General features: G+C 65.0%; 24 protein-coding genes. 17 read left to right on the top strand and 7 right to left on the bottom strand.

Annotated elements, in window-relative coordinates:
* Positions 1-21 precede the first annotated feature (21 nt).
* From TVB01_RS08830 to TVB01_RS08790, 9 genes are read left to right on the top strand one after another with little or no spacing between them, the layout of a single operon-like run.
* Entirely contained in the window at positions 22-1,203 is a 1,182-nt protein-coding gene (locus tag TVB01_RS08830; RefSeq protein WP_422455527.1) for an ABC transporter ATP-binding protein, read from the top strand.
* Positions 1,196-2,956, top strand: coding sequence for an ABC transporter permease (locus tag TVB01_RS08825; RefSeq protein WP_422455526.1), 1,761 nt, complete (start codon positions 1,196-1,198; stop codon positions 2,954-2,956). Before TVB01_RS08830 ends, TVB01_RS08825 begins: the two co-directional genes overlap by 8 nt.
* Before the next feature lie 34 nt (positions 2,957-2,990).
* A complete protein-coding gene (locus TVB01_RS08820; RefSeq protein ID WP_422455525.1) occupies positions 2,991-3,761 on the top strand; it encodes an HpcH/HpaI aldolase family protein in 771 nt (256 codons plus the stop codon).
* Between the two features lie 52 nt (positions 3,762-3,813).
* On the top strand, positions 3,814-4,599 hold the full coding sequence (gene hpaH, locus TVB01_RS08815; RefSeq protein ID WP_422455524.1) for a 2-oxo-hept-4-ene-1,7-dioate hydratase: 786 nt from the start codon (positions 3,814-3,816) through the stop codon (positions 4,597-4,599).
* Entirely contained in the window at positions 4,584-5,396 is an 813-nt protein-coding gene (locus TVB01_RS08810; protein ID WP_422455523.1) for an HpcH/HpaI aldolase family protein, read from the top strand. The genes hpaH and TVB01_RS08810 overlap by 16 nt, the downstream gene beginning before the upstream one ends.
* A gap of 47 nt (positions 5,397-5,443) precedes the next feature.
* On the top strand, positions 5,444-6,610 hold the full coding sequence (locus TVB01_RS08805; protein ID WP_422455522.1) for a CaiB/BaiF CoA transferase family protein: 1,167 nt from the start codon (positions 5,444-5,446) through the stop codon (positions 6,608-6,610).
* A gap of 11 nt (positions 6,611-6,621) precedes the next feature.
* Complete coding sequence (locus TVB01_RS08800) at positions 6,622-7,806, top strand: acyl-CoA dehydrogenase family protein (RefSeq protein ID WP_422455521.1); 1,185 nt, start codon at positions 6,622-6,624, stop codon at positions 7,804-7,806.
* Positions 7,807-7,842: 36 nt separating this feature from the next.
* A complete protein-coding gene (locus TVB01_RS08795) occupies positions 7,843-9,369 on the top strand; it encodes an aldehyde dehydrogenase family protein (RefSeq protein WP_422455520.1) in 1,527 nt (508 codons plus the stop codon).
* Positions 9,366-10,265 carry a 3-hydroxyacyl-CoA dehydrogenase family protein gene (locus TVB01_RS08790; RefSeq protein WP_422455519.1) on the top strand — a complete coding sequence of 300 codons (900 nt, stop codon included), beginning with the start codon at positions 9,366-9,368 and terminating at the stop codon, positions 10,263-10,265. The genes TVB01_RS08795 and TVB01_RS08790 overlap by 4 nt, the downstream gene beginning before the upstream one ends.
* Positions 10,266-10,328: 63 nt before the next feature.
* On the opposite strand, the gene TVB01_RS08785 is transcribed toward TVB01_RS08790, so the two are convergent.
* Positions 10,329-11,294 (bottom strand): hypothetical protein, encoded by a 966-nt coding sequence (locus TVB01_RS08785; protein WP_422455518.1) that lies wholly within the window; start codon positions 11,292-11,294, stop codon positions 10,329-10,331.
* A gap of 118 nt (positions 11,295-11,412) precedes the next feature.
* Here TVB01_RS08785 and TVB01_RS08780 point away from each other — a divergent pair, with 118 nt between their 5' ends.
* Positions 11,413-11,913, top strand: coding sequence for a DUF456 domain-containing protein (locus TVB01_RS08780; RefSeq protein ID WP_422455517.1), 501 nt, complete (start codon positions 11,413-11,415; stop codon positions 11,911-11,913).
* 9 nt (positions 11,914-11,922) lie between these two features.
* On the opposite strand, the gene TVB01_RS08775 is transcribed toward TVB01_RS08780, so the two are convergent.
* Complete coding sequence (locus tag TVB01_RS08775; RefSeq protein WP_422455516.1) at positions 11,923-12,495, bottom strand: dihydrofolate reductase family protein; 573 nt, start codon at positions 12,493-12,495, stop codon at positions 11,923-11,925.
* Positions 12,496-12,666: 171 nt separating this feature from the next.
* On the opposite strand from TVB01_RS08775, the gene TVB01_RS08770 reads away from it, so the two are divergent.
* Positions 12,667-13,251: a YdeI/OmpD-associated family protein gene (locus TVB01_RS08770; RefSeq protein WP_422455515.1), complete on the top strand. Its 585-nt coding sequence runs from the start codon at positions 12,667-12,669 to the stop codon at positions 13,249-13,251.
* On the opposite strand, the gene TVB01_RS08765 is transcribed toward TVB01_RS08770, so the two are convergent.
* The gene (locus TVB01_RS08765) at positions 13,248-14,753 is read right to left on the bottom strand and encodes a S10 family peptidase (protein WP_422455514.1); all 1,506 of its coding nucleotides are present in this window, start codon (positions 14,751-14,753) and stop codon (positions 13,248-13,250) included. The genes TVB01_RS08770 and TVB01_RS08765 overlap by 4 nt on opposite strands.
* Before the next feature lie 261 nt (positions 14,754-15,014).
* On the opposite strand from TVB01_RS08765, the gene TVB01_RS08760 reads away from it, so the two are divergent.
* Positions 15,015-16,361: an MFS transporter gene (locus tag TVB01_RS08760; protein ID WP_422455513.1), complete on the top strand. Its 1,347-nt coding sequence runs from the start codon at positions 15,015-15,017 to the stop codon at positions 16,359-16,361.
* A 90-nt stretch (positions 16,362-16,451) separates the two neighbouring features.
* Here the strand turns inward: TVB01_RS08760 and TVB01_RS08755 are convergent, their stop codons facing one another.
* From TVB01_RS08755 to TVB01_RS08740, 4 genes are all read right to left on the bottom strand, one after another.
* Positions 16,452-16,877 (bottom strand): META domain-containing protein, encoded by a 426-nt coding sequence (locus tag TVB01_RS08755; RefSeq protein ID WP_422455512.1) that lies wholly within the window; start codon positions 16,875-16,877, stop codon positions 16,452-16,454.
* A gap of 9 nt (positions 16,878-16,886) precedes the next feature.
* Positions 16,887-17,882: a magnesium and cobalt transport protein CorA gene (locus TVB01_RS08750; RefSeq protein WP_422455511.1), complete on the bottom strand. Its 996-nt coding sequence runs from the start codon at positions 17,880-17,882 to the stop codon at positions 16,887-16,889.
* A 76-nt stretch (positions 17,883-17,958) separates the two neighbouring features.
* Entirely contained in the window at positions 17,959-18,603 is a 645-nt protein-coding gene (locus tag TVB01_RS08745) for a M23 family metallopeptidase (RefSeq protein ID WP_422455510.1), read from the bottom strand.
* A gap of 9 nt (positions 18,604-18,612) precedes the next feature.
* Complete coding sequence (locus tag TVB01_RS08740) at positions 18,613-19,632, bottom strand: zinc-dependent alcohol dehydrogenase family protein (protein ID WP_422455509.1); 1,020 nt, start codon at positions 19,630-19,632, stop codon at positions 18,613-18,615.
* A gap of 311 nt (positions 19,633-19,943) precedes the next feature.
* On the opposite strand from TVB01_RS08740, the gene iolC reads away from it, so the two are divergent.
* The 5 genes from iolC to TVB01_RS08715 are packed head-to-tail and all read left to right on the top strand — an operon-like array spanning position 19,944 to position 25,776.
* Positions 19,944-20,936, top strand: a complete 993-nt coding sequence (gene iolC / locus TVB01_RS08735) for a 5-dehydro-2-deoxygluconokinase (RefSeq protein ID WP_422455508.1) — start codon at positions 19,944-19,946, stop codon at positions 20,934-20,936.
* A complete protein-coding gene (locus tag TVB01_RS08730) occupies positions 20,933-21,850 on the top strand; it encodes a Cgl0159 family (beta/alpha)8-fold protein (protein ID WP_422455507.1) in 918 nt (305 codons plus the stop codon). The genes iolC and TVB01_RS08730 overlap by 4 nt, the downstream gene beginning before the upstream one ends.
* A 14-nt stretch (positions 21,851-21,864) precedes the next feature.
* Positions 21,865-23,811, top strand: coding sequence for a 3D-(3,5/4)-trihydroxycyclohexane-1,2-dione acylhydrolase (decyclizing) (gene iolD / locus TVB01_RS08725; protein WP_422455553.1), 1,947 nt, complete (start codon positions 21,865-21,867; stop codon positions 23,809-23,811).
* Positions 23,812-23,824: 13 nt separating this feature from the next.
* Complete coding sequence (locus TVB01_RS08720) at positions 23,825-24,745, top strand: sugar phosphate isomerase/epimerase family protein (protein WP_422455506.1); 921 nt, start codon at positions 23,825-23,827, stop codon at positions 24,743-24,745.
* Between the two features lie 17 nt (positions 24,746-24,762).
* Positions 24,763-25,776, top strand: a complete 1,014-nt coding sequence (locus TVB01_RS08715) for a Gfo/Idh/MocA family protein (protein WP_422455505.1) — start codon at positions 24,763-24,765, stop codon at positions 25,774-25,776.
* The last annotated feature ends 4 nt before the right edge of the window (positions 25,777-25,780 follow it).

Here is a 25,780-nt window from a genome sequence, read left to right as displayed (position 1 = left end):
CCCCCCATAAGGAGGCCACCTGTGAGCCTTACCCAAATTCAGCCCGTTGCCCAAGGTGCCCCGGCAGCCGCTGAGACCAAGCCAATCCGTCTCTCCGTTCAAAACGTTGTGAAGGAATTCCAGCGGCATGAAGGAGAGTTCGTCAACGCCGTCGACGATGTGTCCTTTGAAGTGCGAACCGGTGAATTGCTTGTCCTGCTTGGCCCAAGTGGATGCGGCAAGTCCACTCTGCTCCGATGCATCGCCGGCCTGGAGTCACCGACCAGCGGTTCCATAAGCATCAACGGCCAGCCCGCCTATGATTCCGCCAGCGGGACCGCCCTCGCCCCCAACGACCGGGACGTCAACATGATGTTCCAGTCCTATGCGCTGTGGCCGCACATGAACCTGCTTGAGAACGTGGCCTACCCGCTGCGTACGGCCGGGGTGAAGAAATCAGCGGCGCTCAGCCGGGCCGCGGAGTATCTCGATCTTGTCAGCCTCGGAGGGCTGGGCAAGCAGCACCCGGGAATGATTAGCGGCGGCCAGCAGCAGCGTGTTGCGCTGGCGCGCACCCTCATCTCGGAGCCGTCAGTCGTATTGTTCGACGAACCGCTCTCCAACGTGGACGCGAGAATCCGGGTAAAGCTCAGGTCGCTGCTGGTCCGGCTGCACAAGCAGTTGGAGTTCGCCGCGGTCTACGTCACCCACGACCAGGTGGAGGCTATGGGTCTTGGCACCAGAATTGCGGTAATGCGGCACGGACGGGTCGACCAGCTCGCTTCGCCGGTGGCGGTCTACGAACGTCCGAGCAACCGCTCGACAGCGGAATTCATCGGCGAGGCCAATTTTATGGAAGCCACTGTCAGCGAGCAGTCCGCGGACAGCATGAAGGTGAAGCTGTGCGGCAGGGAAATGCAAGTAAGCCGGCGCGCCGACGACCCGGCGTTTGAAGCGGCCCCCGGTGACACCGTGACAGTGATGATCCGCCCGGAGAAGTGCCGGATTGTGCCGGCGGCAGCCGCAACGGGCGATGACGCTGCCTGGCATGGCGTGGTTATGTCCCGGACCTTCTCCGGATCGCACACCGAATACCAGTGCCAGTTGGGTGAGCAGGTGGTGACTGTGTGGGCTTTCGGTGCCCCGGACCCCCAGCTGCGGGAACTCAGCGAGATCGAAGTCACCATCCCCTCGGAGTTCCTGCGGGTGGTAACCGATGACTAGCAGCCCAACCCTTCCGAAGCCTCAGGTGAAAGATCCGCAGCAGGCCCCGGCGGGTCCTCCTGCCCGCAAAGGCTGGGGGAAGCTGCTGCGAAACCGCGCGTTTGGCGGACTGCTGCTCGCGCTCTCGGCACTGGTGGTCTTCCTGGTTGCATACCCGCTGTTCCAGATGTTCCAAAGGGCCGGCGGGCCGCTGGAGGCCTGGATCGAGCTGGTGAACGAGCCGTGGTTCCCCGGGATGATCCGAGACACTGCGGTAGTGGTGGGCATCAGCGCCTTCCTGTCCCTGGCAATCGGCGCCCTCCTGGCCTGGGTCAACGAGCGCACGGACGCCGGCCTGGGATCGGTAGGTGATTCCTTACCGCTGATCCCCTTGTTCCTGCCGGCGGTCGCCCTGGCAGTTGGGTGGGTGGTCCTCGCCAGCCCTGAGGTGGGCCTGTTGTCAGGCGTGCTGGAACCCCTGGGGTTCCAGATCTACTCGGCCGCCGGAATGATTTTGGTGTACGTGCTGCTCACCGTCCCCTATACCTACCTTCCAATCGTTGCGGCGATGCGTTCCCTTGACCCGTCGCTGGAGGAGGCCGCACGTGCCTCAGGTGCGAGCACCCTGCGGGTTATCCGGACCATTTCGCTTCCGGCCGTGGCGCCGTCGCTTCTCTCCGGATTCATCCTGGCCACAATCATCGGGGCCGGCGTGTATTCCGTTCCAGCCATTATCGGCAGCGGGACGGACCTGGACATCATGTCGGTGCGGATTGTCCGCTCGATCCAGAACTCCTACCCGGTGGACTATGGCACCGCTGTGCGGCTGAGTGTCCTGCTGCTGGTCGTGCTGCTGGTTCTTTACTACCTTCAGCACTCCGTGATCTCAAAGCAGCGTTTTGCGCGAATGGGCGGCCAGGCGCCGAAGGTGGCCAAGATCGCGCTTGGCCGCTGGCGCTGGCCGGTGCGGATGGTGGGACTGGCGTACATCCTCTGTGCCGCCGTACTTCCACTTGCTGCGGTGATCTTCCTGAGCCTGCAGCGCTACTGGCAGCCGGACATCTTTGCCCCGAACTGGACGGTGGAGAATTACAAGGTAATGGCCTCCGGAGCCGGCGGGGCACTTGAAGGGATTGGCAACTCGGTATTCCTGGGAGTGACAGCGGGCTTTGTGGTTGTCATGGCCGCCACCCTGATTCTGACGTATGCCCGCCAATCCAATAACTGGGTCTCGAAAGCGGCGGGGGCAGCAGCCAAGTTTCCCGGGGTTGTCCCTGGTGCAGTCCTGGCGGCGGCATTCATTTTCGCTTTCGCCGCTGCCCCTTTCAACCTCGGCGGCACACTGCTGATCATGGGCATGGCGTACTTCGTTTCATTCCTGCCCTACGCAGTGATTTCCCTTGAAGGAACCTCCGCACAAATCGACGGCAGCTTGGAAGACGCCTCCCGCCTCTGTGGAGCGGGAGCCGGGCGGACCTTCGGACAGATTGTGCTGCCGCTGCTGCGTCCTGGCATTTTTGCCACATTCGCCCTGGTGTTCGTGCGGATCATCGGCGACCTTGAGGTTGCCGTGCTCCTTGGCACCGGCCAGACCCCGATGGTCAGTGCCTTGCTGTTCCAGGTCTGGGGAGAAGGACTGTTCACCCAGGTGGCAGCTGTGGCTGTGATGATGACAGCGGTTTCCGCCGTCGTCGTGATCCTGATGATGTGGCTCTCACGTCCTGCGTGGGTGCGGAAGATGCACGCTCGAAACCGAAAGGCTCTGAAGCGTTGAACGCATTGGAAATTGCCGCTGCGGTGGCCCTCCCATGACCCTGAGGGACCAGCTGGGATCCGGCGAACCCCAGTATGGGCTGTGGCTGGGGCTCGCAAATCCGTACTCCGCCGAAATCTGCGCCGGATCAGGAGCGGACTGGGTACTGATCGACGCCGAGCACGCGCCCAACACGCTGACGACCGTTCTGGGACAGGTACAGTCCGCCCGCGGCCTCGTCGAGGTCATGGCCCGAACTCCGGACCGTGATTCGACGCTCATCAAGCAGTACCTCGACCTGGGGGTGCGGAACCTCCTGGTGCCCGGAGTCGAGACGCCGCAACAGGCAGCTGAGGTGGTCGCAGCGACGCGTTATCCCCCGGCGGGCAACCGGGGCGTAGCCAGCACCCTGAGCAGGGCGGCCGACTTTGGGCGCCACACCGATTACCTCAGGACAGCCCACGAATCTATCTGTCTTTTCGTCCAGATCGAATCTGCCGCCGGGTTGGAGTCGGTCAAGGAAATCGCCCTGGTCCAGGGCGTCGACGGCGTCTTTGTTGGGACAGGTGATCTGGCTGCCTCCCTTGGCCACCTCGGGAACCCGCGGCACCCCGAGGTTCGTGAAGCGCTGGGCCACGTCCTTGAGACAGTCCAAAGCGTGGGCCGGCACTTTGGACTCTACGCAAGCTCTCCCGCTGACGGCCGTGAGTGGGCGATGAAGGGCGCCGCCCTGGTTGCGGTCGGCAGCGATGTCGGTGTCCTTCAGCGCGGGACCCGCCAACTCTTTCAGCAGGTACGCGGGGACGCCATCCGGACCGGATGGTGAACACCCATGCCTACTGGACCATCTACCCTTATCCTCAATCGAAAGGCTGACCATGCTCAGTGATGACACCATCACTGCCATCGCCGACGAACTCGTCGAAGCGGGTCGGACCCGTGTTCCGGTTGAACGGCTGACTGCACGGTATCCGGACATGAATGTCCAGGATTCGTACCGGGTGCAAGACCTCTGGCGCAGGCGCTCTGAAGCTAACGGGCGCCGTCTTGCCGGCCGCAAGATCGGTCTGACATCCAAGGCCATGCAGGCGGCTGTCGGGATTACGGAACCGGATTACGGGATCATCTTTGATGACATGGTGCTGGAAAACGGCAGCATCATCCCGTGGGACGAATTCACCCATCCGCGCGTGGAAGTGGAGCTGGCTTTTGTCCTGGGAAAATCCATCAACGGACCCAACGCCACCGTCTTCGATGTTCTCGATGCCACAAAGTACGTTGTTCCCGCGCTGGAGATACTGGACTCGCGTATCGAGATGGAGGGCCGGACCATCGTTGACACCATTAGCGACAACGCCGCAATGGGAGCAATGGTTGTTGGCGGGAACCCCGTCGACCCCCATGACATGGATCTGCGCTGGATCTCAGCGATCCTCTATAAGAATCAGACAGTGGAAGAGACCGGCGTCGCCGCTGGCGTTCTGAACCACCCCGCAGCCGGCGTGTACTGGCTGGCGAACGCGATCGCTGCCCACGGCGATGGCCTTGGGGCCGGGGAAATAATCCTTGCCGGTTCCTTCACCCGCCCAGTGCGGGTTTACAAGGGCGACACCATCGCCGCGGACTACGGCAAGCTTGGGACCATCACATGCCGTTTCGAATAGACCCGCCGAGGTCCTTCAAGGATCTGTTCGAAGGCGGCTGCACGGCAGCCGGAATGTTCCTGAATTCAGGCGACGCCGGCGTCGCTGAGATCTGCGCCGGGTCCGGACTGGACTATCTGCTGATCGACGGGGAGCACGGGCCGATGGGTCTCGAATCCGTCCTGGACCAGCTCCGGGCGATCGCTGGCTACCCGCCCGTGGCCCTGGTCCGGGTTCCGGCCAACGACCCGGTGGTGATCAAGCAGTTCCTGGACATCGGCGCCCAGTCGCTGATTGTGCCCATGGTCCACAACGCTGATCAGGCGCGACAGGCAGTGGAGGCAACGCAATACCCTCCGGAGGGCGTGCGCGGTGTCGGTGCCGCACTGGCACGTTCAGCCCGCTGGAACCGCGTCCCTGACTATCTGGCCCGGGCGAATGACTTCATCTCGCTGCTTGTGCAGGTTGAGTCTGTTGAAGCGGTAGCCAACACCGCTGCGATCGCCGCCACGGAAGGGATCGACGGCATCTTTATCGGTCCGGCGGATATGGCAGCCACGATGGGCCTGCTCGGGCAGCAAGACCACCCCGAGGTGGTCGAATCGGTTATGCGTGTTATCCGGACCGTCAAGGCGCAGGGGAAGATCGTGGGCGTCAATGCCTTCCAGGAACCCCAGGCCCGTGCCTATGCCGAAGCCGGTGCAGATTTCATCAATGTCGGCGCCGACGTAGCCCTTCTCGCCCGTGGTTCTGAAGCGCTCGCTGCCAAGTACTGCCGCGGTGCCGCAAAAGGTACCCCGGCGCCGGCGAGCTACTAGCCATTGCCATGCAGCACGTAACCCTGGATCAGGGAAGTAAGGACAAGATGCCTCAGCCCTTAAATAACATCAGGATTGTCGACCTGTCGCGGATTCTGGCCGGCCCTCTGGCTTCGATGATGCTTGCAGATTTCGGAGCAGATGTCCTCAAGGTTGAAAGCCCGTTCGGGGACGAAACCCGCAGTTGGTGCCCGCCGGTAACGCCGGACGGAACCAGCACGTATTTTGCCGCCGTAAACCGGAACAAGCGTTCCGTGGTGGTCGATTTCAACGACCAGGATGATCTGGCGGCCCTCATGGAACACATCAGGGAAGCGGACGTATTAATCGAGAACTTCCGGCCTGGGGTCCTTACCAAATTCGGACTCGGCTACGACCAGCTCAAAGGGCATAACCCCAAGCTGGTGTACTGCTCCATTTCAGGATTTGGGGATCGGGAGGGCGCCCGCCTTCCCGGATTCGACCTGCTGGTCCAGGCGCTGGGTGGACTCATGAGTATCACTGGGGAGCCGGATGGCCCGCCCAGCAAGGTCGGAGTGGCGCTTGTGGATGTGCTTGCTGCGCAGAACGCCATGACTGGAATCCTGTTGGCGCTGCGGGAGCGGGAACAGTCAGGGAACGGGCAGCAGGTCAGGATTTCGCTGCTCACCTCCCTGTTGGCAGGCTTGACCAACCAGGCCAGCGGGACCCTCTCCACGGGAGAGGCGCCGGCCCGGCTAGGCAACGCACACCCAAGCATCGCGCCGTATGAAACGTTCAACACGGCTGACGGCGTACTCGCGGTGGGCGTCGGCAACGACAGGCAGTTTGCGTCCCTGATCGGTGAGCTTCGGCTCCAAGGCCTGAGCCGGGACGAACGATTCGCTACGAATCCGCTGAGGGTGAAGCACAGGCAGGAGTTGAAAGTGCTGATCGAGGAAGCACTTCAAAGCCGGACCGCCGCGGAATGGCAGGAACAGCTGATGTCAGCCGGCGTACCGGCCGGCAAAGTGAACTCCGTGCTGGAGGCCATCGAATTTGCCGGGTCCCTCGGCCTGGAACCAGTTGTTGCCACAACCGACGAATCGAATGGGCGAACCACACGCCATATTGCCAACCCCATCGGGCTCTCCCGGACGCCCGCTCTTTACACCCGTGTTCCTCCTGAATTGGGAGAACATCAAAGCCTTCTTTGCAACACGAGCACCATCCATTATTCGAACCCCGGCCAATGAGGGAAAGACAGATGACTACCGACGCACTGAACACCGAACTTGAACCGAGCGATCTCATCGATTTCGATGCGCTGCTCTCTCCCGGCGAACTGGAATTGCGGAACCAGGTCCGGGCATTTGTCCAGGCGGAAATCAAACCGAACATCGCAGCTTGGTACGAAGACGCGCACTTTCCTCTCGAGATCGTCCCCAAAATGGCCAAGCTCGGCCTGCTGGGAATGCATCTGGACGGTTATGGCTGCGCCGGGCGTTCCGCGGTGGAGTACGGATTGGCCGGGGCGGAACTGGAAGCCGGGGACTCCGGGCTGCGGACATTCGTCTCGGTCCAGGGCTCGCTTGCCATGTCCGCCATCCACAAACACGGTTCGGAAGAACAAAAGAAGCAGTGGCTGCCGGCCATGGCTGCGGGCCAGGCCATCGGGTGCTTCGGCCTCACTGAACCCACAGCGGGCTCCGACCCCTCCAGCATGACCACCTTTGCCCGCCGCGACGGCGAAGACTGGGTGCTCAACGGAACAAAGCGATGGATCGGCCTGGCATCAGTAGCGCAAGTAGCTGTTATCTGGGCGCAGACCGACGGCGGCATACGGGGATTCGTGGTCCCCACCGACACCCCCGGATTCACCGCAACCCCGATCGAACCGAAACTTTCCATGCGGGCCTCAATCCAGTGTGAAATTGAACTGACTGAAGTACGCCTGCCCGCTGAGGCTGTGCTCCCCGGCGCCGTGGGCCTCAGGGGACCCTTCTCCTGCTTGAATGAGGCCCGTTACGGCATCATCTGGGGTGCCATGGGCGCCGCGCGGGACGCCTTCGAAGATGCACTGGCCTACGCCCAGACGAGAATGCAGTTCGACAAACCGCTGGCCGGGTATCAGCTGACCCAGCAGAAGCTGGTGGACATGGCCCTGGAGATCAACAAAGGATTCCTTCTGGCACTTCATATCGGACGCAAGAAAGACGCCGGGACGCTTGATCTCCACCAGATTTCCCTGGGCAAGCTGAACAACTGCCGGGAAGCGATCGCCATTTGCCGGGAAGCCCGAACGATACTGGGCGGGAACGGCATCACCTTGGACTACTCCCCGATGCGTCACGCGAACAACCTGGAATCAGTTCGAACTTATGAGGGAACGGATGAAGTGCACACACTCATTCTGGGCAACAAGCTCACCGGCGTCCCGGCCTTCCGCTAGAGACTTCTGTGCAGCCGACTGCACCCTTTGGATGAAATGAACAGGAATATGGAAACGACCACCGACCTTGCCCAGGCCCCGCGACGCGAGCCTGTAGACCTGAAGATTTACGTTAACGGCGAATGGAGTGAGGGCACGGGGACCACATTGGTCTCAGCGAATCCCTCGAGGCCAGGAGAAATAGTTGCGCACGGCGCGGAAGCTGTCGCCTCAGATGTACGCGCGGCGATGGCCGCAGCCCGGTCGGCCGCACGTGGGTGGGCCCGCACTCCGATGCATGAGCGTGGAGGGGTGCTTGTACGAGCTGCAGGGCACCTCGAAGCCAACGCCGAGGCGTGGGGCCTGGAGCTGGCACGCGAGGAGGGAAAGACCCTTGCGGAAGGTATTGGGGAGGTGGTGCGGGCGGCTCAAATCCTCCGGTATTACGGCAATGAGGGCGACAGGCCGGCCGGCGAGGTTTTCCAGTCCCCGCGCCGGGGCGAGCGGATCCTCGTTACCCGCAGGCCGCTCGGGGTTGTGGGGGTCATTACGCCATTCAACTTTCCGATCGCTATCCCGGCATGGAAGATAGCGCCCGCACTCATTTACGGGAACACCGTGGTGTTCAAACCCGCCAGCCTGGTGCCGCTGCTGGCGATGCGGCTGGTGCAGGCGCTGGAAGCGGCCGGGCTGCCGCCAGGAGTCCTGAACCTCGTGTTCGGCTCTGGGGAACTGGGCAACGAACTGGTGGAGCACCCTGACCTGGACGGCCTCACCTTTACTGGGTCCACAGGTGTGGGCCGCACCCTCTCCGGGAAAGCCGCCCTTCGGGGAATTCCGGTGCAGGCGGAGATGGGCGGAAAAAACGCGGCGATCGTCCTGGCCGATGCAGACTTGGAGCTCGCCGTGGACCAGGTCCTCTTCGGGGCGTTCCGTTCCAGCGGGCAGAAGTGCACTGCTACGTCCAGACTGATCCTTCAGGAAGAAATAGCGGACGTGTTCCTGGAACGGCTCCAATCCCGTCTGCAGGAATGGGTTGTTGGCGATCCGGCGGACCCTGCCACCCATATGGGCCCGGTGGTATCCGCTTCGGCCGCCGAGGAAATACGCGCAGGTATCCGTACCGCTCTGGACCAGGGCGCCAAGCTGGTCTGCGGAAGTACCCCGGACCCCGCTGGAAGCGAAGCATGCCAGACCGCAGGCAGTTTCCTGGCGCCTTCGGTCTTGGAGGTGCCGGCCGGTAACGCGGCGGAGAATATTGCGTGGCGGGAAGAACTGTTTGGGCCGGTGCTGGCCGTACGCCGTGCCGCGGATGTTCAGGACGCTTTCGACCTTGCCAATGAAAGTGAGTTCGGGCTGAGCGCCGCAGTATTTACGCAGGATGCCACGCGGATCCTGGACGCTCTCGATGAACTTGACGTTGGCATCCTGCACATAAACTCCGAATCCGCCGGGGCCGATCCACACGTTCCCTTCGGCGGGACGAAGAAGTCCGGTTACGGTCCCAAGGAACAGGGCAGCGCTGCCCGCGAGTTCTTCACCCACACCACTACTGTCTATCTGCGCGGAGGTATTCCGGCATGAGCTCCGCTGCGCACACGGACCCTGGGCTTCGGACCATCCGCGTCATGGTCGTGGGGGCTGGAACGATGGGCCGGCAGATTGCCATGACGGCCGCGCTCACCGGATTCCCAACCATCCTTCAGGACATCTCGGCTGAGGGCCTGACCGCAGCGAAACAGGATTTGGCGCGCTGGGCCAAGGGCCGGGTGGGCAAGCAAAAGCTGACGGAGGAGGACGCGTCAGCGGCGCTGGGCCGCATCGAGTATGCAGGCGACCTGTCCGCAGCGGCCCGTGCCGACGTCGTCATCGAAGCCGCCACCGAGCGGCTGGACATCAAGCGGGACATTTTTGCGGAACTTGGGCGCATGTGCCCTCCCCATACGATCCTTGTCACCAATTCCTCGACGCTGGGGTCCTCAAAGATCGCAGGGGAGTCAGGCCGCCCCGACAAGGTCTGCAACATGCACTTCTTCAATCCGGCCCTGGTGATGAAGTGCGTCGAGGTGGTGCGCCATGACGCCACCTCACAGCAGACCGTGGAGACGGTCATGGCACTGGCGCGTGCTTTCGGCAAGGAACCCGTGCTTATTAACCGGGAGGTTCCCGGGTTTATCGCCAACCGCCTGATGGGTGCGATTCAGCGTGAGGCCCTGGCGCTGGCGGAGGCCGGCGTGGCCACCCGTGAGGACATCGATTCCACCGCCCGAACTGCCCTCCGCCATCCCATGGGGCCGTTCGAGCTCATGGACATGGTCGGACTGGATGTCATTCACTTCATTGCGGAGTGCACCTATGCCGAAACCGGGGATCCGGCGGATAGGCCCAGCTCCACAGTCGCCGCACTCGTGGAACAGGGTCGTCTGGGCAGGAAATCGGGTGCCGGGTTCTACGAGTACGGTCCGGCTTCAGCGGAATAGCGGTGTTTGGATCCAAGAAGCCGCCCCCGGGACGCTTCCCGGGGGCGGCTTTTTTGTGTCGCCCTACGTGGTCTGGGGTTCCGGAGTGAAGGTGGCGCGGTCCACGCGGCGGTGGAACCGCATCCCGGCGAGGCCGCCGAGGATGGCGCCTACCAGGCTCACTGCCAGTGTGGCTACCAGGGCCAGCCAGGTTCCGGCGCTTACGTCGCCCAGGTCCTGGGGCAGTGCTGCCACAGTGTTCAGCTGGGTGAGGCTGCGGATGTCATCGTTCAGGATCAGGCCCAGGACGATGACGACGGCGGCGGCCACCAAAGCCCACAACCAGACGGCGAGTCCCTGCTTGGCTCCGTTGAACCGTGCCATCCGCCCTGCGACATAGCCGCCGGCGTAGTAGGCCAGCAGCAGGACAGCCAACGTGATGATGGCGCCGACCAGGTTGGCGGACTGGTTGGAGGTGACCTGGTCGAGGGCGACGCCCAGGTCACTGTCGGTCGAGACGCCGACGGCCGCACCAATGGCTGCCGCCAGGGCTGAGAGCAGCACCACCATGCCGGTGGCGGTCAGCCACCCGAAGAACGCTGCGCCGAACTTGATGCCGCCGAAGCGTTCACGTTCTGCCGCCAGCAGCGCTTCCCGGTTCCGCAGGCCGCCTGCAGGTGCATCCTCCCGGGTCCTTTGACCGGCCCGGTCATGTTGGGTGTCGTGGGCGCCGGCGTCGCGGGCGGGTGCCCGGTAGGTGCCGGTCCGTTCCGTACGGTAGGCGGCATCGTTCGGGTCCCGGGTGCCGGAGACTTCACTGTCGGCCCGGTGGCCGGTGGTGTCCAGGACCTGCGTGTCACCCGGCTCGTTCGTCCCGGTCCGAACTGGTTCGGTAGAAGGTGTTTCCATGCGCCGGGTCGGGTTGCTGTCGGCGTCCTGCCGGATCTCCTCGCTTCGGATCCGCCGGGTGGCGCCGTCACCTTCGTCCTGCGCTGCGCGGTCGCGGTGGCGGGGTTCACCCGCGGCGGTGCTTCCTGGTTCCGTGCTCATCTGCTTCTCCTCTTGCCGTTGAGTGCTGCGGGCTGAAGGTGATCACTTCCTAAGTAACCTTACTGTATGGCCCGTTGGGTGCATTCGGAGGGGTGGAGCCGCGTGGCAGACTGGCTGCATGGATGCCGATCTCTTTATTACCATCGTCGCCGGCCTGCTGATCGCCGTGGGTGTGGCGGGAATAGTGGTGCCGGTGCTGCCGGGCAGCATCCTGATTCTCTTGGCATTCCTGGGCTGGGCCATTGGTGTCAGCAGCGGCGCCGGCTGGTGGTCGTTCGCTTTCGGAGCCCTGTTCGCGCTGACCGGGCTGTCCGCCAGCGCCGTCCTAACCGGCAGGAAGCTGAAACAGCGGCAAATCCCCAACCGTTCTGTGCTGATCGGCCTGGCTGCCGGCATCGCCGGGATGTTCTTTATACCGGTGGTGGGGCTGATCGTCGGGTTTGCAGGCGGGCTCCTGCTCAGCGAATACGCCCGCCAGCGCAGTTTCCCGGCAGCGGCGTCGTCTTCCTGGGCTGCGCTGAAGGCCACCGGACTCGGGATGCTGGTGGAACTGGGGCTGGCGCTCGCCGCCGGAACCGCGTGGATTATCGGCGTCTGGATCCACTTCGCCACGCGCTAGCGGCTCACATCATTCCGGGGCTGACCGGCTTGGCCGGTAGGTCCGGCCAAAGCTCCGCTCCGCCCCCGCAACGATGCCGGTCAGTTCCCAGTCATAGCGCCGGCCGCCGGGGAAATCGAAGATGCGGATCCCGTCACCCAGCATCACCGGAGCCACGAACACCTGCAGCTCATCAATGAGGCCGTGCTCCAGCGCCTGGCGGGCTATGTCCGCGCTGATGATCTGCACGTCTTTCTCCCCGGCAATCTCCCGGGCCCGGCGGACAGCCTCCACCACGTCACAGTTCAGTGCGGTCACGGTTGGATCCCCGGCCAGTTCCTCCGGGCGGTGCGTCAGGATGAACTCCGTCCCGGACCAGGCGCCCCCGTACGCCTCAGCGGTGGCTCCCTCCCGCTCATCCTGCTGGTCCTTGGCAGTGTCATACCCGTTACGGCCGGAGATAATCACGCCCACCGCCTCGGCCATCCGCCCGGTGAGTCCCGGCGGCAGCGGTTCCATTGCGTCGAACCACGCCATGTCGTGGCCGGGTCCGGCAATGAACCCGTCGATCGAACTGGTAAATCCCCATGCGACCTTGCCCATGCCCTGCCTCCCGTGCCGTGCCACACGCCAGCCGTGTGCAGGCGAAGCTATCCAAGGGACCGGCGGCCCGCAAGGATGCCCACCAGGCCTGCGGACAAAAGCTGTCCCCAATCTGGGGAATACTCAAGGGATGCCGCCCCGGCCGGTTTCCCCGCACCAAGGACATCGACAATGACTGAACGAGCCGCCCCGCCCGAACTGGTTGTTGCCGACGCCGCCGCCTGGCAGGCCTGGCTCCAAGAGAATGACGAAGCGAGTGACGGCGTCTGGCTGATCCTGGCGAAAAAGGGGGCCCGGATTCCTACGTCGCTCACCTATGCCGAAGCGCTGGAGGAAGCGCTGTGCAGCGGCTGGATCGACGGCCGGAGGAACACTGTGGATTCCGCAACGTTCCGGCAGCACTTCACGCCCAGACGGGCGCGGTCCCTGTGGTCGAAGCGGAACGTGGAACTGGTCGCCGGACTGATCCAAGCAGGGCGCATGCGGGTGCGGGGGCAGGCCGAAATTGACCGGGCCCAGGCAGACGGCCGATGGGACCGGGCCTACGCAGGACCCGCAGCGCTTGAAGTTCCGGCTGACCTCGACGCTGCACTGGCGGCTGCCCCGGACGCGGCTGCGGCTTTCGCGGGCCTGGGCCGCTCAGCCCGTTATCCGATCCTCCACCAGGTTGTCACGGCCCCCAACGATGCCGTGCGGGCAGCCAGAATCGCCAGGCAGGTGGCCAGGCTGGCCGACGGCGTTCGCGCGGTCGATTAGCCCGCGGCCGGCGAAACGAACTCGGCCAAGGCGGCAAGCTGCCCCAGCCGCGCTTCGGGCTGCAGGTACATCATGTGCCCCGCCTCGTAATAGTGGTGCGTGAACCGTGAGCGGGCTGCATCGGTCAGGCGCATGTGCGCCCAGACGTACTCTGCCGCGAAGTGGGGCGTGGCGCCGTCGTAATAGCCGTAGTCAACGTGCACCCGCAGGCTCGGGTTGTGCGCCATCAGCCGCTCCAGGGTTTGCGTGACGTCAATCGGCACGCCCTCGAACTCCTTATAGCTCCAGGGCTGGACCCGTCCGGTGAGGACCTCGTAGGGGAGGTCGTTCTCGTAGCCGAGCTCGGCTCGGACGTAGTGGTTGATCGCCGCGGCGTAGGGTCCGTTGATGGCGGCAAGACTGGGATCGTCCCAGTTCACGGAGGCCTGCGGGTCCTGGGCGGGAGCTGTGAAGCGCCCGTCGATCCGGCCCACGGCCAGCTCCTGCCCGCGGAGCAGCTCGGCAGAGAACTGGGCGTAGTCCCAGCGCAGGTTGGTGCGGCGGATGAATCCGGGATCCAGGGTGGTGAGTTCGGCCAGGCGCTGGACAGCGGCGTCGTACTCCTCCGTGGTGAGTCGGGAGCCCTGGCTAAGCGCATAGCCGTAGTCCCTCGCGGCGTAGTCCTCAGCTTCACGGACCACATCGGCCAGTTCACGGTCCGGATGCCGCCCGTGGAAGTGCGCTATCGCCGCGTAGGTGGGCAGGTGAAGGGCGTACGGCGTGTCCACACCCGGTGCGAACATGACGGTGCCCAGGTTCAGGACGGTGGAGATCAGCCCAAGCCCGTTGACGGACAGTCCGTAGGCATCGAAGAGACGGCCGGCGACGGCGACGGCGCGGAGGGTGCCGTAGGACTCGCCCACCAGGTACTTCGGGCTCAGCCACCGGTTGTTGCGCGTGGTCCAGAGCCGGATGACTTCCGCCACCAGGTCGCGGTCCTGCTCGAAGGCGTGGAACTCATCCGCGGCGTTCCCGTCCACCACCCGGGAGAAGCCGGTGTTAACCGGGTCGATCATCACCAGGTCGGCATGCTCCAGCAAGGTCTGCGGATTGTCGACCAGCCCGTAGGGTGCGGCCGTGAGGTTCCCGGCGTCGCCCGAATCCACCAAGCGCGGCCCCAGCAGTCCAAGATGCAGCCAGACCGAGGAGGAGCCTGGACCGCCGTTGAAGGCGAAGACGACGGGACGCGGATTGGGGGAGCTGCCGGCGTCGTCCCGGTCCGCCGTGTAGGCGGCGAGGAAGATTTCGGCCTTCGGCTGGAACCCGTCCGCCTTGCCGTCAGTGGTTCCTTCCCGCCGGAACACGATCCGGCCCGTGGTGGTGGTGTAGGCGAGGCCGGAGGGAAGGACATGCCGGCGAACCGCAAGATCATCGCTGACCTGCGCGGGTCCAACCGGGTCCTTGGCGGCGCCCGCAGGGTCGGTGCCGGCGGGCTGGGGGGAGGCGGGCTGCTGGGAAGACATACGCCAAGACTAGTTCGTCACAAAAGGTTCACGATTAGCGCGTCCTTGTGTCACAGCTCACAGGAACCCTATAGTGCTCATAGTTCTTTATATGAAGCATCTGTTCGATTATCGGATTCTCGGTGTGGTGAAACATTCAGCCCTTGCCCGTCACATAGGAAATAAAAGCTGTGTCGGGCATCACACTGTGGGTATCGTGTATCGACTGGTTACCGACCGTTCTTTCAGTTAATGCCGCCCAGCCAAAACAACGGAGTTTCAATGACTACACAAAGCGCGTCTGCTGTGCCGTCCCAGCGGATGAGCAGGGAAGAACGCAAGGTCCTTGCGGGCACCCTGGTTGGCACCACCATCGAGTGGTACGACTTCTTCATTTACGCCCAGGCTGCCGGCCTGGTACTCGCTTCCCTGTACTTCGCTCCCCTGGGTGAAGGCACCCCCCTGGCACAGATCGTCTCCTGGGCCACCATCGGCATCAGTTTCCTGTTCCGCCCGCTAGGCGCCATCGTCGCCGGACACCTCGGTGACAAGCTGGGCCGCAAGAAGATGCTCGTCTTCACCCTGATCATGATGGGCGCCGCCACGGCACTGATCGGCGTCCTGCCGACGTACGCCCAGATCGGCGTTGCTGCTCCGATCCTGCTGCTGGTCCTGCGCATCCTGCAGGGCTTCTCCGCCGGCGGCGAGTGGGGCGGCGCTGCCCTCCTCTCCGTCGAGCACGCTCCGATCAACAAGCGCGGTTTCTTCGGCGCGTACCCGCAGATCGGCGTGCCCATCGGCATGATCCTGGCGACCTTCGTGATGTTCCTGCTCACGAGCATGATGACCGAGGAGCAGTTCCTCGAGTGGGGCTGGCGTGTGCCGTTCCTGCTCTCTGTTGTCCTGATTTTCGTGGGCTACTTCATTCGCCGCTCCGTGGATGAAAGCCCTGTCTTCAAGGAAATGCAGCAGCGCAAGAAGGAATCGTCCGCTCCGCTGGGCCAGCTGTTCAAGTACAACTCCCGCGAGGTCATCCTTGCTGCACTGATCTTCATCGCCAACAACGCCGCCGGCTACCTGGTCATCGCGTTCTTTGCCTCCTACGCCGGCAAGGCCCTGGGCATGGAGCGTCCTGCAGTGTTGCTGGCCACCACGGTCGGTTCCTTCGGCTGGCTCATCTTCACAATGTTCGGCGGCATCCTCTCGGACAAGATCGGCCGTATCCGCACCTTCCAGATCGGCTACGCCTGGGTCTTCCTCTGGGCCATCCCGATGTTCCTGCTGATCGACACTGCCAACGTAGTGCTCTTCGGTCTGTCCATCTTCGTGCTGACGATCGGCCTGGGCCTCTCCTACGGTCCGCAGTCCGCGCTCTACGCCGAGATGTTCCCGGCCCGCGTCCGCTACTCGGGTGTCTCCATCGGCTACGCCATCGGTGCCATCCTGGGCGGCGCGTTCGCTCCGATGATCGCCGAGATGCTGCTCGGGGCCACCGGCTGGTCCGGATCGATCGGCATCTACATCATGGTCCTGTGCGTGATTTCCTTCATCGCTGTGAGCATGGTCAAGGAAACCAAGGGCGCAGACCTGGGGATCGAAGAATCCCACCGGGCTCCGCAGCCCAAGTAGTCCCCCCCCCGCAAGCAGCACCCAGATAGCAGAAACTGCCCGTATGAACCTTCATACGGGCAGTTTCTGTCTTTTCGATGAAGGGGGCGGCTACCGGGTGAGGGTACCGATCTCGTTGCCGGCGCCGTCGTACACCAGCAGTGTGTCGTCGGCCGGAACCGCGCTGGCCGCCGAAGCCAGCCACTGGTCGACGTCAGGACAGGCCATCATGGTCATGGCCACTTCCTTGAAGATCACTTTCCCCTCTTCGAGGACCCACTGGCCCATCAGCCGGTTGCACCCGTCGGTCCCGGTCAGGCGCCCGTCCTCGTGCAGCTCCAGCGAGGGCTCGCGGGAGTTCTCCGGATTGCCCCAGGTTCCGACCGCGCCTCCCGCGACTGACGACGACGGCGAGGGCCCGCCGCTGCTGCCGGAATCATCCGGCGACGCGGGGGAGCCGGAACTGCCCGGGTCCGCAGCGCAGGCCGCTGTGCCGAGCAGCAGGGCCAGGGCCAGAAACGTCAACCGGGTGCGCATGGGAGCCTCCTAGAGCCAGTTGTTCCGCTTGAACGCCGCATAGAGCAGGATGCCGAGCAGAACCATCAGCGCCAGGGCCATGGGATAGCCAAGCGGCCAGTCCAGCTCCGGCATGTGCCGGAAATTCATACCGTACACGGTCCCCACCAGGGTGGGAGCAAAGAGGATGGCCGCCCAGGAGGAGATCTTTTTGGTCTGTTCGTTCTGGGCTATGGAGGTTTCCGCCAGGCGGTTCGAGGCAAGGGTGGAGCTGAGCGCCAGAGCGTTGTCCAGCAGGGAGCGGTAGGCGGTGATCCTGTCGGTCAGGCGCAGGACGTGGTCCAGCACATCGCCGAGGCGGTCCCTGAGCTCGGGCGGGACAGCGTACTTTCCCGGATTGCGCTGCAGTTCGCCCACCACCGTTTCCAGCGGGCTGATGGCACGCTGGCAGCCGATGACTTCGCGGGAGAGTTCGTAGATGCGCCGGGAGACTTCGGCATCACCGCCGAAGAGTTGGTCTTCAATCTCGTCGATGTCGTTTTCCAGGCCCGTGGACACCGGGGCGTACTCATCCACTACCTGGTCCAGGATGGCGTACAGCACCGCCTGCGGTCCCAGGGAGAGCAGGTCCACTTCCCGTTCCAGGCGCTTGCGGACCCGGGCCAGATCCGGGGATTCGGCGTGCCGGACGGTGACCACAAAGTTGGGGCCGACAAAAAGGTGCAGTTCGCCGATTTCCACGCGCTCGACGTCGTCCAGGTAGCGGGCGGGGCGGAGCACCACAAAAAGCTGGTCACCGTACTGTTCCAGCTTGGACCGCTGGTGTCCGGCCAGGGCGTCCTCCACGATCAGCAGGTTCAGCCCAAACTCCTCCGCGACGGCCAGCAGTTCAATGTCATTCGGGCGGTAGAGCCCAATCCAGGCCATGCCGCCGGTTTCCCGGGTGAGGTCGAACGTCTCCTCAAGCGTCGCGGGGCTGTGCAGGCGCCTGCCGTCCACGTACACGGCGTTATCCACCAGGGTCAACTGCTGCTCCTTTGTCGCTAAGCACACTTACCAGATGAGCCTACGTCGCCCGGCGGCGCGGAGCGTCCATCTGCCCTCAGCCGGCGTCGACGATTTGGCGATTGCGCGGCAGCCACGGCTGGCCGGTGCCTGGGCGGGCGAACGTGAGCGGCAGGCCGCGTGCCCGCTTCCAGTCCATGGAGTCGGTGGCCTGGACATGGACGTGCGGCTCGGTGCTGTTTCCGGAGTTGCCGCAGGCGCCCAGCCTTGTTCCCGGAAGGACGGTGTCCCCGACGGCCGCGGCCGTGGAGCCGCGGCGCAGGTGGGCCAGCAGGATGTAGGCACGGGCGGGTCCGGAACCGACCGCCAGCACCACATGGTTTCCGGCGATCCCGGCCGGGCCCCGCCGGACACGCTCCCGCTGCGAAAGCGCATACCCGGCCAGGGACAGCGGTGAGCGGCGAGCCTCGTGGTCCGGTTCGCCGTCGTGCACTGCTGTGACAACCCCCGCGGCCGGCGCGAGCACCGGCGCACCGAACCCGGTGAAATCCTCCGGCGGCTCGGTGCCGAAAGCCGCGCGGAACGACGGCGGCGCGGAGCGTCCGCGGTCATCGACTGCAACGAAGTCGACCGCGTACGTGGTGCCGAACAGATGGGTCCCGTGGCTGGGAACCCGGTTGGCGGGGCTGTTCTGTACCGTCCAGCGGCCGGTGAAGGGGAGCTGGAGGAGCAGGGGATCCATAGGCTCAGGTTAGGGTGTCAGCAGCACTTTGACCGCGCGGCGCTCATCCATGGCGCGGTAGCCTTCCGCCGCCTCCTCCAGCGGAAGGGTCAGGTCGAACACGCGGCCCGGGTCGATCTTCCGGTCCCAGATCCGCTGGATCAGGTCCGGCAGGAAGCGGCGCACCGGCGCCGGGCCGCCCAGCATGTTGATTTCGGCAAAGAACAGTTCCATTCCCGGCAGGGCAACCTCGTAGGTGACGCCCACAAAGCCCATGTGCCCGCCGGGCCGGGTGGAATGGATCGCCTGCAGCATCGACTCCTGGGTGCCCACGGCCTCCACCACGGACTGCGCGCCCACGCCGTCGGTGAGTGCCTTCACCGCGGCCACACCCTCGTCGCCGCGCTGGGGCAGGATGTCGGTGGCGCCGAAATAGCGGGCGAGTTCCTGGCGCCGGGGGTTCCGGCTCATGGCGATGATCCGCTCCGCACCGAGTTCCCGCGCCGCCAGGATAGCCATCAGGCCCACGGCACCGTCGCCCACCACCACTGTGGTTTTGCCTGGGCCGGCCTGCGCCGCGGTGGCGCCGAACCAGCCGGTGCCGAGGACGTCCGAGGCCGCCATGAGGGAGGGGATAAGGTCCGGCGCGGGAGTGCCGGGAGTGGCCACGAGAGTACCGTCCGCCAGCGGAATGCGGGCCAACTGTGCCTGGGTGCCGATCGAGCCCATCGGGATGGCGTTGACGCAGCGGCTCTGGAAGCCCGCCCGGCAGATCACGCAGGTGTTGTCCGAGGCCCAGAAGGAACCGACGACGAAATCTCCGGGTTTGACGGTCCGTACCTCGGCGCCGGCTTCCTCGACCACTCCGATGTACTCGTGGCCCATGGCCGAATCCTGGACTTTCTCCACGCCCCGGTACGGCCACAGATCCGAGCCGCAGATGCAGGTCGCTGCCAGCCGGATGACGGCGTCGGTGGGTTCTTCGATGGTGGGATCGGACCGGTCTTCGGTGCGGACATCTCCGGGTGCATGCATTACTACGCCGCGCATGGTGCTCTCCTTCGACGATGGGTGCTTTCCAGCAGAGCACCTGCGGCGGCCCGCGTACAGGGCTGCCGTTCCCCGACCCCCGCCGCACCCCCGCGCCGAGAGGCCAGTTACGGCTCTTATGGGGGCTCAAAAGAGCCCTAAGTGGCCTCTCGGGGCGGGGTTGGTGATAAATGTCAGTATGTCAGTACAAACCATTGACAGACCATATGGCCTCAGGCAAAGTGTGCTGTGTCATGGATCACGCCCTGCTTCCGCACTGCGGGGGCAGTAGGCCAAACACCGCCCCCGACTAGGAAGGCCGAGGACCTGTTGTGGCTCACGATGTACTCACCATGGGACGGATCAGCGTCGACATTTATCCGGACGACGTCGGCGTAGGACTGGCGGACGTCACCACGTTTGGGAAATACCTGGGCGGATCGCCGTCCAATGTTGCGGTGGCCGCCGCGCGGCACGGACGCCGCAGCGCCGTCATCACGCGGACCGGTGAGGACCCCTTCGGGCTGTACCTGCGGCGCGAACTGGAAAAGTTTGGGGTCGACGCCGCATTCGTCGCCTCCGTGCCGGGCCTGCAGACCCCGGCCACGTTCTGCGCCATTCTTCCGCCGGACGACTTTCCGCTCTACTTCTACGGCCGGTTTCCCACAGCGCCCGACCTGCAGATCGCCGCTGGGGAACTGGATCTCCAGGCCATTAGGGACGCCGGTATCTTCTGGACCACGGTGACCGGCCTGTGCCAGGAACCCAGCCGCTCGGCCCACATCGCAGCCCACGGCGCCCGGCCCCGCGGCGGACTGCGTTCCGGCCAGTTCACCGTGCTGGACCTGGACTACCGGCCGATGTTCTGGGCTGCCGAAGACGAAGCCCGGGAACAGATCCAGCGGGTCCTGCCCCACGTCAGCGTGGCGATCGGCAACGACACAGAGTGCGCGGTGGCCGTGGGACCCGGTACTCCGGATGAACAGGCGGACCGCCTGCTGGCTGCAGGCGTGGAGATCGCCGTGGTCAAACTCGGAGCCGACGGCGTGATGGCCAAGACCCCTGCGGAACGCGCCGTCTCTGCCCCGGTTCCCGTCCAGACGCTGAACGGACTGGGCGCAGGCGATGCCTTCGGCGGAGCCTTTTGCCACGGATTGCTCTCCGGCTGGCCGCTGGAAACAGTGCTGGACTACGCAAACGCCTCCGGCGCGATCGTCGCTTCACGGCTGTCGTGCGCCGATGCCATGCCCACCCCCGATGAGGTGAAGGCGCTGCTGGCCGAACGCGGCCGCTCCCTGCCGGCAGAAGCGGAGGCAGCCTGGTGACCGGAGTGGATGAGGACCCGCGCCGCTACGAACACCTCACCCGCCTGCGGCTGGAAGACCCCGGCGCCGTCGCCCGCGCTGCCGCTGCCCGCCGGCCGCATCCCGGGATCACCCTCGGAAACCAGAACTTCATTGTTGCCGCCGACCACCCGGCACGCGGTGCGCTTGCGGTGGGCGGGAACCCTGCGGCAATGGCGGACCGCCGCGACCTGCTGGACCGGCTGCGCGAAGCGCTCGCCAACCCCGCGGTGGATGGAGTCCTGGCCAGCCCCGACATCATGGATGACCTGCTGCTGCTCGGGGCCCTGGACGGGAAGCTGCTGTTCGGTTCCATGAACCGCGGCGGACTGGCGGGTTATGTCAACGAGGTAGACGACAGGTACACCGGCCATACCGCCGAAGCCCTCGATGCCCTCGGCGCTACCGGCGGGAAACTGCTGCTGCGCATCTGCCTGGGCGACACGGCCACCGCGCCCGCGCTGGAAGCTGCCGCGAAAGCCATCGACGCCCTGGCCGAACGCCGGCTCGTTGCCATGGTGGAACCGTTCATCTCCGAGTGGCAGGACGGCCGTATCCGCAATGACCTCGGCACCGATGCCGTGGTGAAGTCGGTGGCCGTGGCGTCCGGCCTGGGCTCCACCAGCGCTTACACCTGGATGAAACTGCCGGTGGTCCGCGAGATGGAACGCGTCATGGCGGCCACCACCATGCCCACCGTGTTGCTGGGCGGCGATCCGGCCGGCAGCCCGGAGGAAATCTTCACGAACTGGGGCGCAGCCCTGTCCCTGCCCGGCGTGCAGGGCCTTACCGTTGGCCGCACGCTCCTCTACCCCAGGGAAGGCACCGTCAGCGACGCCGTCGCGGCAGCCGCGTCCCTGTTGGAAACCCGCACCCGACAGGAGATCCCGAACTGATGTCGCACCGCAGAATGACCGTGGCCCAGGCGGTCGTAGAGTTCCTGGGCAGGCAGTACACCGTCGACGACGCCGGAGACGGTGAGTACCGCGAACGGTTAATTCCGGGCATGTTCGGGATCTTCGGCCACGGCAACGTCGCCGGTATTGGCCAGGCCCTGAAACAGTGGCAGGTCCAGGACCCCACCCTCATGCCGTACTACCAGGGGCGGAACGAACAGGCGCAGGTGCACCAGTCCGTGGGCTACGCCCGGCACACCCGCCGCCGGTCCGCATTTGCCGTCTCCAGTTCGATTGGCCCCGGCGCCACCAACATGCTCACCGGTGCCGCCGTGGCCACCACCAACCGGCTTCCGGTGCTCCTTCTCCCGTCGGACACCTTCGCCACCCGCGCCGCCGATCCCGTGCTGCAGCAGCTGGAACGCCCCGACGCCTACGACATCACGGTCAACGACTCTTTCCGCCCGCTCTCGAAGTACTTTGACCGGGTCAACCGCCCGGAACAGCTGTTCTCCGCCCTGCACTCCGGGCTGCGGGTGCTGACCGACCCGGCGGAGACCGGCGCGGTGACCATTTCGCTGCCGCAGGACGTGCAGGCCGAAGTCCTGGAGGTTCCCGCCGAATTCCTCGCCGAACGCGAGTGGCGGATCCGGCGCCCAGAACCCGAAGACGCAGACATCCGCCGCGCTGCCCAGCTGATCCGCGCAGCCCAGCGCCCGCTGATTATCGCCGGCGGGGGAGTGCTGTATGCCTTCGCCGCCGCCCGGCTGGCAGAGCTGGCCGAACTCACCGGGATCCCCGTGGCCTACACCCAGGCCGGAGTCGGTGTCCTTCCGTGGGACGCACCGTACTGTCTGGGCGCGGTGGGTTCCACGGGTACGACGGCGGCAAACGCGCTGGCCCGGGACGCTGACCTGATCATCGGGATCGGCACCCGGTACGAGGACTTCACGACGGCCTCGCGCACCGCCTTCCAGCACCCCGGGGTGCAGTTCATCAACATCAACGTGGCAGCCCTGGACGCGTACAAGCAGGGCACCAGCCTGCCGATCGTTGCCGACGCCCGCAAGGCGCTGGCCAAGCTCATCCGGAGCCTCTCCGGCTACCGGGTGTCCGGTGACCTGACGGCCAGGGCAGCTGCGGAAAAGGCGCGCTGGAACACCACCGTGGATGAAGCGTTCGATGCCCGGAACACGCCGCTGCCCAGCCAGAACGAGATCATCGGTGCGGTCAACCGGGCCATGGACGCGCGGGACGTGGTGGTCTGCGCCGCCGGCTCGCTGCCCGGCGACCTGCACAAAATGTGGCGGATCCGGGACCCCTTTGGCTATCACGTGGAATACGCCTACTCCTGCATGGGCTACGAGATTCCCGGCGGTCTCGGCGTCAAACGCGCCGCGGTGGCCGAGGCGCTCCGCGCCCGGGAGGGAACCGAGCCGTCCAAGCCGCGCGACGTCGTCGTCATGGTGGGCGACGGCTCCTACCTGATGATGCACACCGAATTGGTTACGGCCGTGGCCGAGGGCCTGAAGCTGATCGTGGTGCTGATCCAAAACCACGGCTACGCCTCCATCGGTGCGCTTTCGGAGTCCCTGGGTTCCCAGCGGTTCGGCACCAGGTACCGCACCCTGGAACCCAAACGCCACACTTTCGACGACGGTGAGAAGCTGCCGGTGGATTTGGCTGCCAATGCCGAGTCCCTGGGCGTCCGCGTCATCCGCGTGGAACCGGGAGCGAACGTTATTGCGGACCTGGAGGCGGCCGTCGCCAAGGCTAAGGCCGAGCCCGAGGGATTCGGGCCCGTGCTCATCCACGTCGAGTCTGATCCGCTGCTGGACGCACCGGATTCCGAATCCTGGTGGGACGTCCCCGTCTCCGCGGTCTCCGACCTGGAGTCCACCCGGACCGCCTACCAAAACTATGCCCGCCGCAAAGAACAGCAGAAACCGCTGCTGGGCTGAGAGGAGCGAGACCGTGCCCGAGGTTGAAAACAAGCTGATCATCGGAACCGCCCCGGATTCCTGGGGTGTCTGGTTCGCGGAGGACCCAAAGCAGATCCCGTGGGAGCGTTTCCTGGACGAGGTCGCCGAGGCGGGCTACCGCTGGATCGAGCTCGGTCCCTACGGCTACCTGCCCACCGACCCGTCCCGGCTCGCTGATGAGCTGAAGGCGCGCGGCCTCTCGGTGTCCGCCGGAACCGTGTTCACCGCTTTCCACCGCGGTGTGGACCAGTGGGACATCGCGTGGGAACCGGCGCGGAAGGTTGCCGAACTCACGGCAGCGGTTGGCGGGGAGCACATCGTGGTCATCCCGTCCATGTGGCGCGACGACGTCACCGGCGAACCTGTGGAAAACGCCCGGCTGGACCCCGGGCAGCTTCAAGACCTGTTCGACGGGCACAACCGGCTGGGAAAAGTCCTGGGAGAGGAGTACGGGCTGGCACAGCAGTTCCACTCCCACGCGGATTCCCACGTGTGTGCCCAGCCGGACATCGAACGGTTCCTGCAGAACACGGACCCCGAGCTGGTCACCCTGTGCCTGGACACCGGCCACGCCGAATACGGCGGCGCCAGCAGCCTCGAGCTGATCGCCAGATACCCCGAACGCATCGGCTACCTGCACCTGAAACAGATCGATCCCGCCGTGCTGCAGACGGTCCGCGAACAGGACCTGACCTGGGCGGCAGCCAACCTCGCTGGGGTTATGACCGAACCGCCGCACGGCCTGCCGGACCTGGCTCGGGTGATCCGCGCCCTCGAGGCACTGGACCGGCCGGTGTTCGGGATCGTCGAACAGGACATGTACCCGGTGGCCGACTTCGGGATCCCGCTCCCCATTGCCCAGCGCACACGCAGCTACCTGCTTTCCTGCGGGTCGCGGACCCGCGTTCACTAGTTAGAGAGAGACAGACAATGAGCCAGAACCTCCGCGTTGCCGTCATCGGTGCCGGCCGCATGGGAATTGACCACATCCAGCGCATCCACCGACGTATCCACGGTGCCGAGGTGGCAGCCGTCGTTGACATTGCGCTGGACCGGGCCAACGCAGCGATCGCCGGGATTCCGGGCGCCGTGGCGCTCGCCGACGCCCGGGAAGCGCTTGAGAATCCGGACATCAACGCGGTGCTCATCGCCACGCCGGGTTTTCTGCACGAGGACATCCTCCACACCGCTCTGGCCAGGGACGTGCCGATCCTGTGCGAGAAGCCGCTGACCCCGGACGCCGAGTCAGCGTGGAAGGTGGTCCAGGCCGAGGAAAAGCTGGGCCGGCAGCGGATCCAGGTAGGGTTCATGCGCCGGTTCGACGCCGAATACGCGCAGCTGGGGGAACTCATCCGCAGCGGGGAGCTCGGCGAGCTGCTGGTGCTCCACCACCAGCACCGCAACGCCTCCACCCCCGCAGGATTCACCAACGAGATGCTCATCAATGACTCCGTGGTGCACGAATTCGACGCCGTCCGGTTCTTCACCGGCGACGAGATCACCTCCGTCCAGGTAAGGATGGGCAAGCGGACCCGCAATGCCCCGGCAGGGCAGCACGACCCGCAGCATGTCCTCCTCGAAACCGAGTCAGGGGTGCTCGCCGACGTAGAGATCTACGTCAATGCCCAGTACGGGTACGAGGTTGCCACGCAGGCGTCCTTTGAGTCAGGGGTTGTCAGCATCGGTGGCGATTCCGGTCCCAGTGTCCGCACTCAGGGGCGGTGGGGAGGAAAAATCGCCCCGGGCTTCGAAGAACGGTTCGCCGCCGCGTACGACGTCGAAGTCCAGGCCTGGGCGGATGCAGCGCTCCAGGACCGGGTTGGCGGGCCCACGGCCTGGGACGGGTACGCCACGGCGGAGTGCTGCGAAGCAGGCGTCGAAGCGCAGCGCACCGGAGCCAAGGTTCCAGTGCAGCTGAACACCAAGCCCGCCCTGTACAGCTAAACCT

This window comes from Arthrobacter sp. 7Tela_A1, from assembly GCF_049311065.1.
GTDB lineage: Bacteria > Actinomycetota > Actinomycetes > Actinomycetales > Micrococcaceae > Arthrobacter_B.
Note: the sequence above shows the minus strand (reverse complement) of the source record. Positions and strands in the feature narration are given on the sequence as shown.

What these genes read in the sequence shown, in the direction of transcription:
- TVB01_RS08715 (WP_422455505.1), top strand. Translation starts at nt 24,763, where the DNA reads ATGAGCCAGAACCTCCGCGTTGCCGTCATCGGTGCCGGCCGCATGGGA.
- TVB01_RS08795 (WP_422455520.1), top strand. Translation starts at nt 7,843, where the DNA reads ATGAACAGGAATATGGAAACGACCACCGACCTTGCCCAGGCCCCGCGA.
- TVB01_RS08810 (WP_422455523.1), top strand. Translation starts at nt 4,584, where the DNA reads ATGCCGTTTCGAATAGACCCGCCGAGGTCCTTCAAGGATCTGTTCGAA.
- hpaH (WP_422455524.1), top strand. Translation starts at nt 3,814, where the DNA reads ATGCTCAGTGATGACACCATCACTGCCATCGCCGACGAACTCGTCGAA.
- TVB01_RS08780 (WP_422455517.1), top strand. Translation starts at nt 11,413, where the DNA reads ATGGATGCCGATCTCTTTATTACCATCGTCGCCGGCCTGCTGATCGCC.
- TVB01_RS08745 (WP_422455510.1), bottom strand. Translation starts at nt 18,603, where the DNA reads ATGGATCCCCTGCTCCTCCAGCTCCCCTTCACCGGCCGCTGGACGGTA.
- TVB01_RS08800 (WP_422455521.1), top strand. Translation starts at nt 6,622, where the DNA reads ATGACTACCGACGCACTGAACACCGAACTTGAACCGAGCGATCTCATC.
- TVB01_RS08765 (WP_422455514.1), bottom strand. Translation starts at nt 14,753, where the DNA reads ATGTCTTCCCAGCAGCCCGCCTCCCCCCAGCCCGCCGGCACCGACCCT.
- TVB01_RS08790 (WP_422455519.1), top strand. Translation starts at nt 9,366, where the DNA reads ATGAGCTCCGCTGCGCACACGGACCCTGGGCTTCGGACCATCCGCGTC.
- TVB01_RS08805 (WP_422455522.1), top strand. Translation starts at nt 5,444, where the DNA reads ATGCCTCAGCCCTTAAATAACATCAGGATTGTCGACCTGTCGCGGATT.
- TVB01_RS08755 (WP_422455512.1), bottom strand. Translation starts at nt 16,877, where the DNA reads ATGCGCACCCGGTTGACGTTTCTGGCCCTGGCCCTGCTGCTCGGCACA.
- TVB01_RS08775 (WP_422455516.1), bottom strand. Translation starts at nt 12,495, where the DNA reads ATGGGCAAGGTCGCATGGGGATTTACCAGTTCGATCGACGGGTTCATT.
- TVB01_RS08825 (WP_422455526.1), top strand. Translation starts at nt 1,196, where the DNA reads ATGACTAGCAGCCCAACCCTTCCGAAGCCTCAGGTGAAAGATCCGCAG.
- TVB01_RS08785 (WP_422455518.1), bottom strand. Translation starts at nt 11,294, where the DNA reads ATGAGCACGGAACCAGGAAGCACCGCCGCGGGTGAACCCCGCCACCGC.
- TVB01_RS08760 (WP_422455513.1), top strand. Translation starts at nt 15,015, where the DNA reads ATGACTACACAAAGCGCGTCTGCTGTGCCGTCCCAGCGGATGAGCAGG.
- TVB01_RS08770 (WP_422455515.1), top strand. Translation starts at nt 12,667, where the DNA reads ATGACTGAACGAGCCGCCCCGCCCGAACTGGTTGTTGCCGACGCCGCC.
- TVB01_RS08820 (WP_422455525.1), top strand. Translation starts at nt 2,991, where the DNA reads ATGACCCTGAGGGACCAGCTGGGATCCGGCGAACCCCAGTATGGGCTG.
- iolD (WP_422455553.1), top strand. Translation starts at nt 21,865, where the DNA reads ATGACCGTGGCCCAGGCGGTCGTAGAGTTCCTGGGCAGGCAGTACACC.
- TVB01_RS08740 (WP_422455509.1), bottom strand. Translation starts at nt 19,632, where the DNA reads ATGCGCGGCGTAGTAATGCATGCACCCGGAGATGTCCGCACCGAAGAC.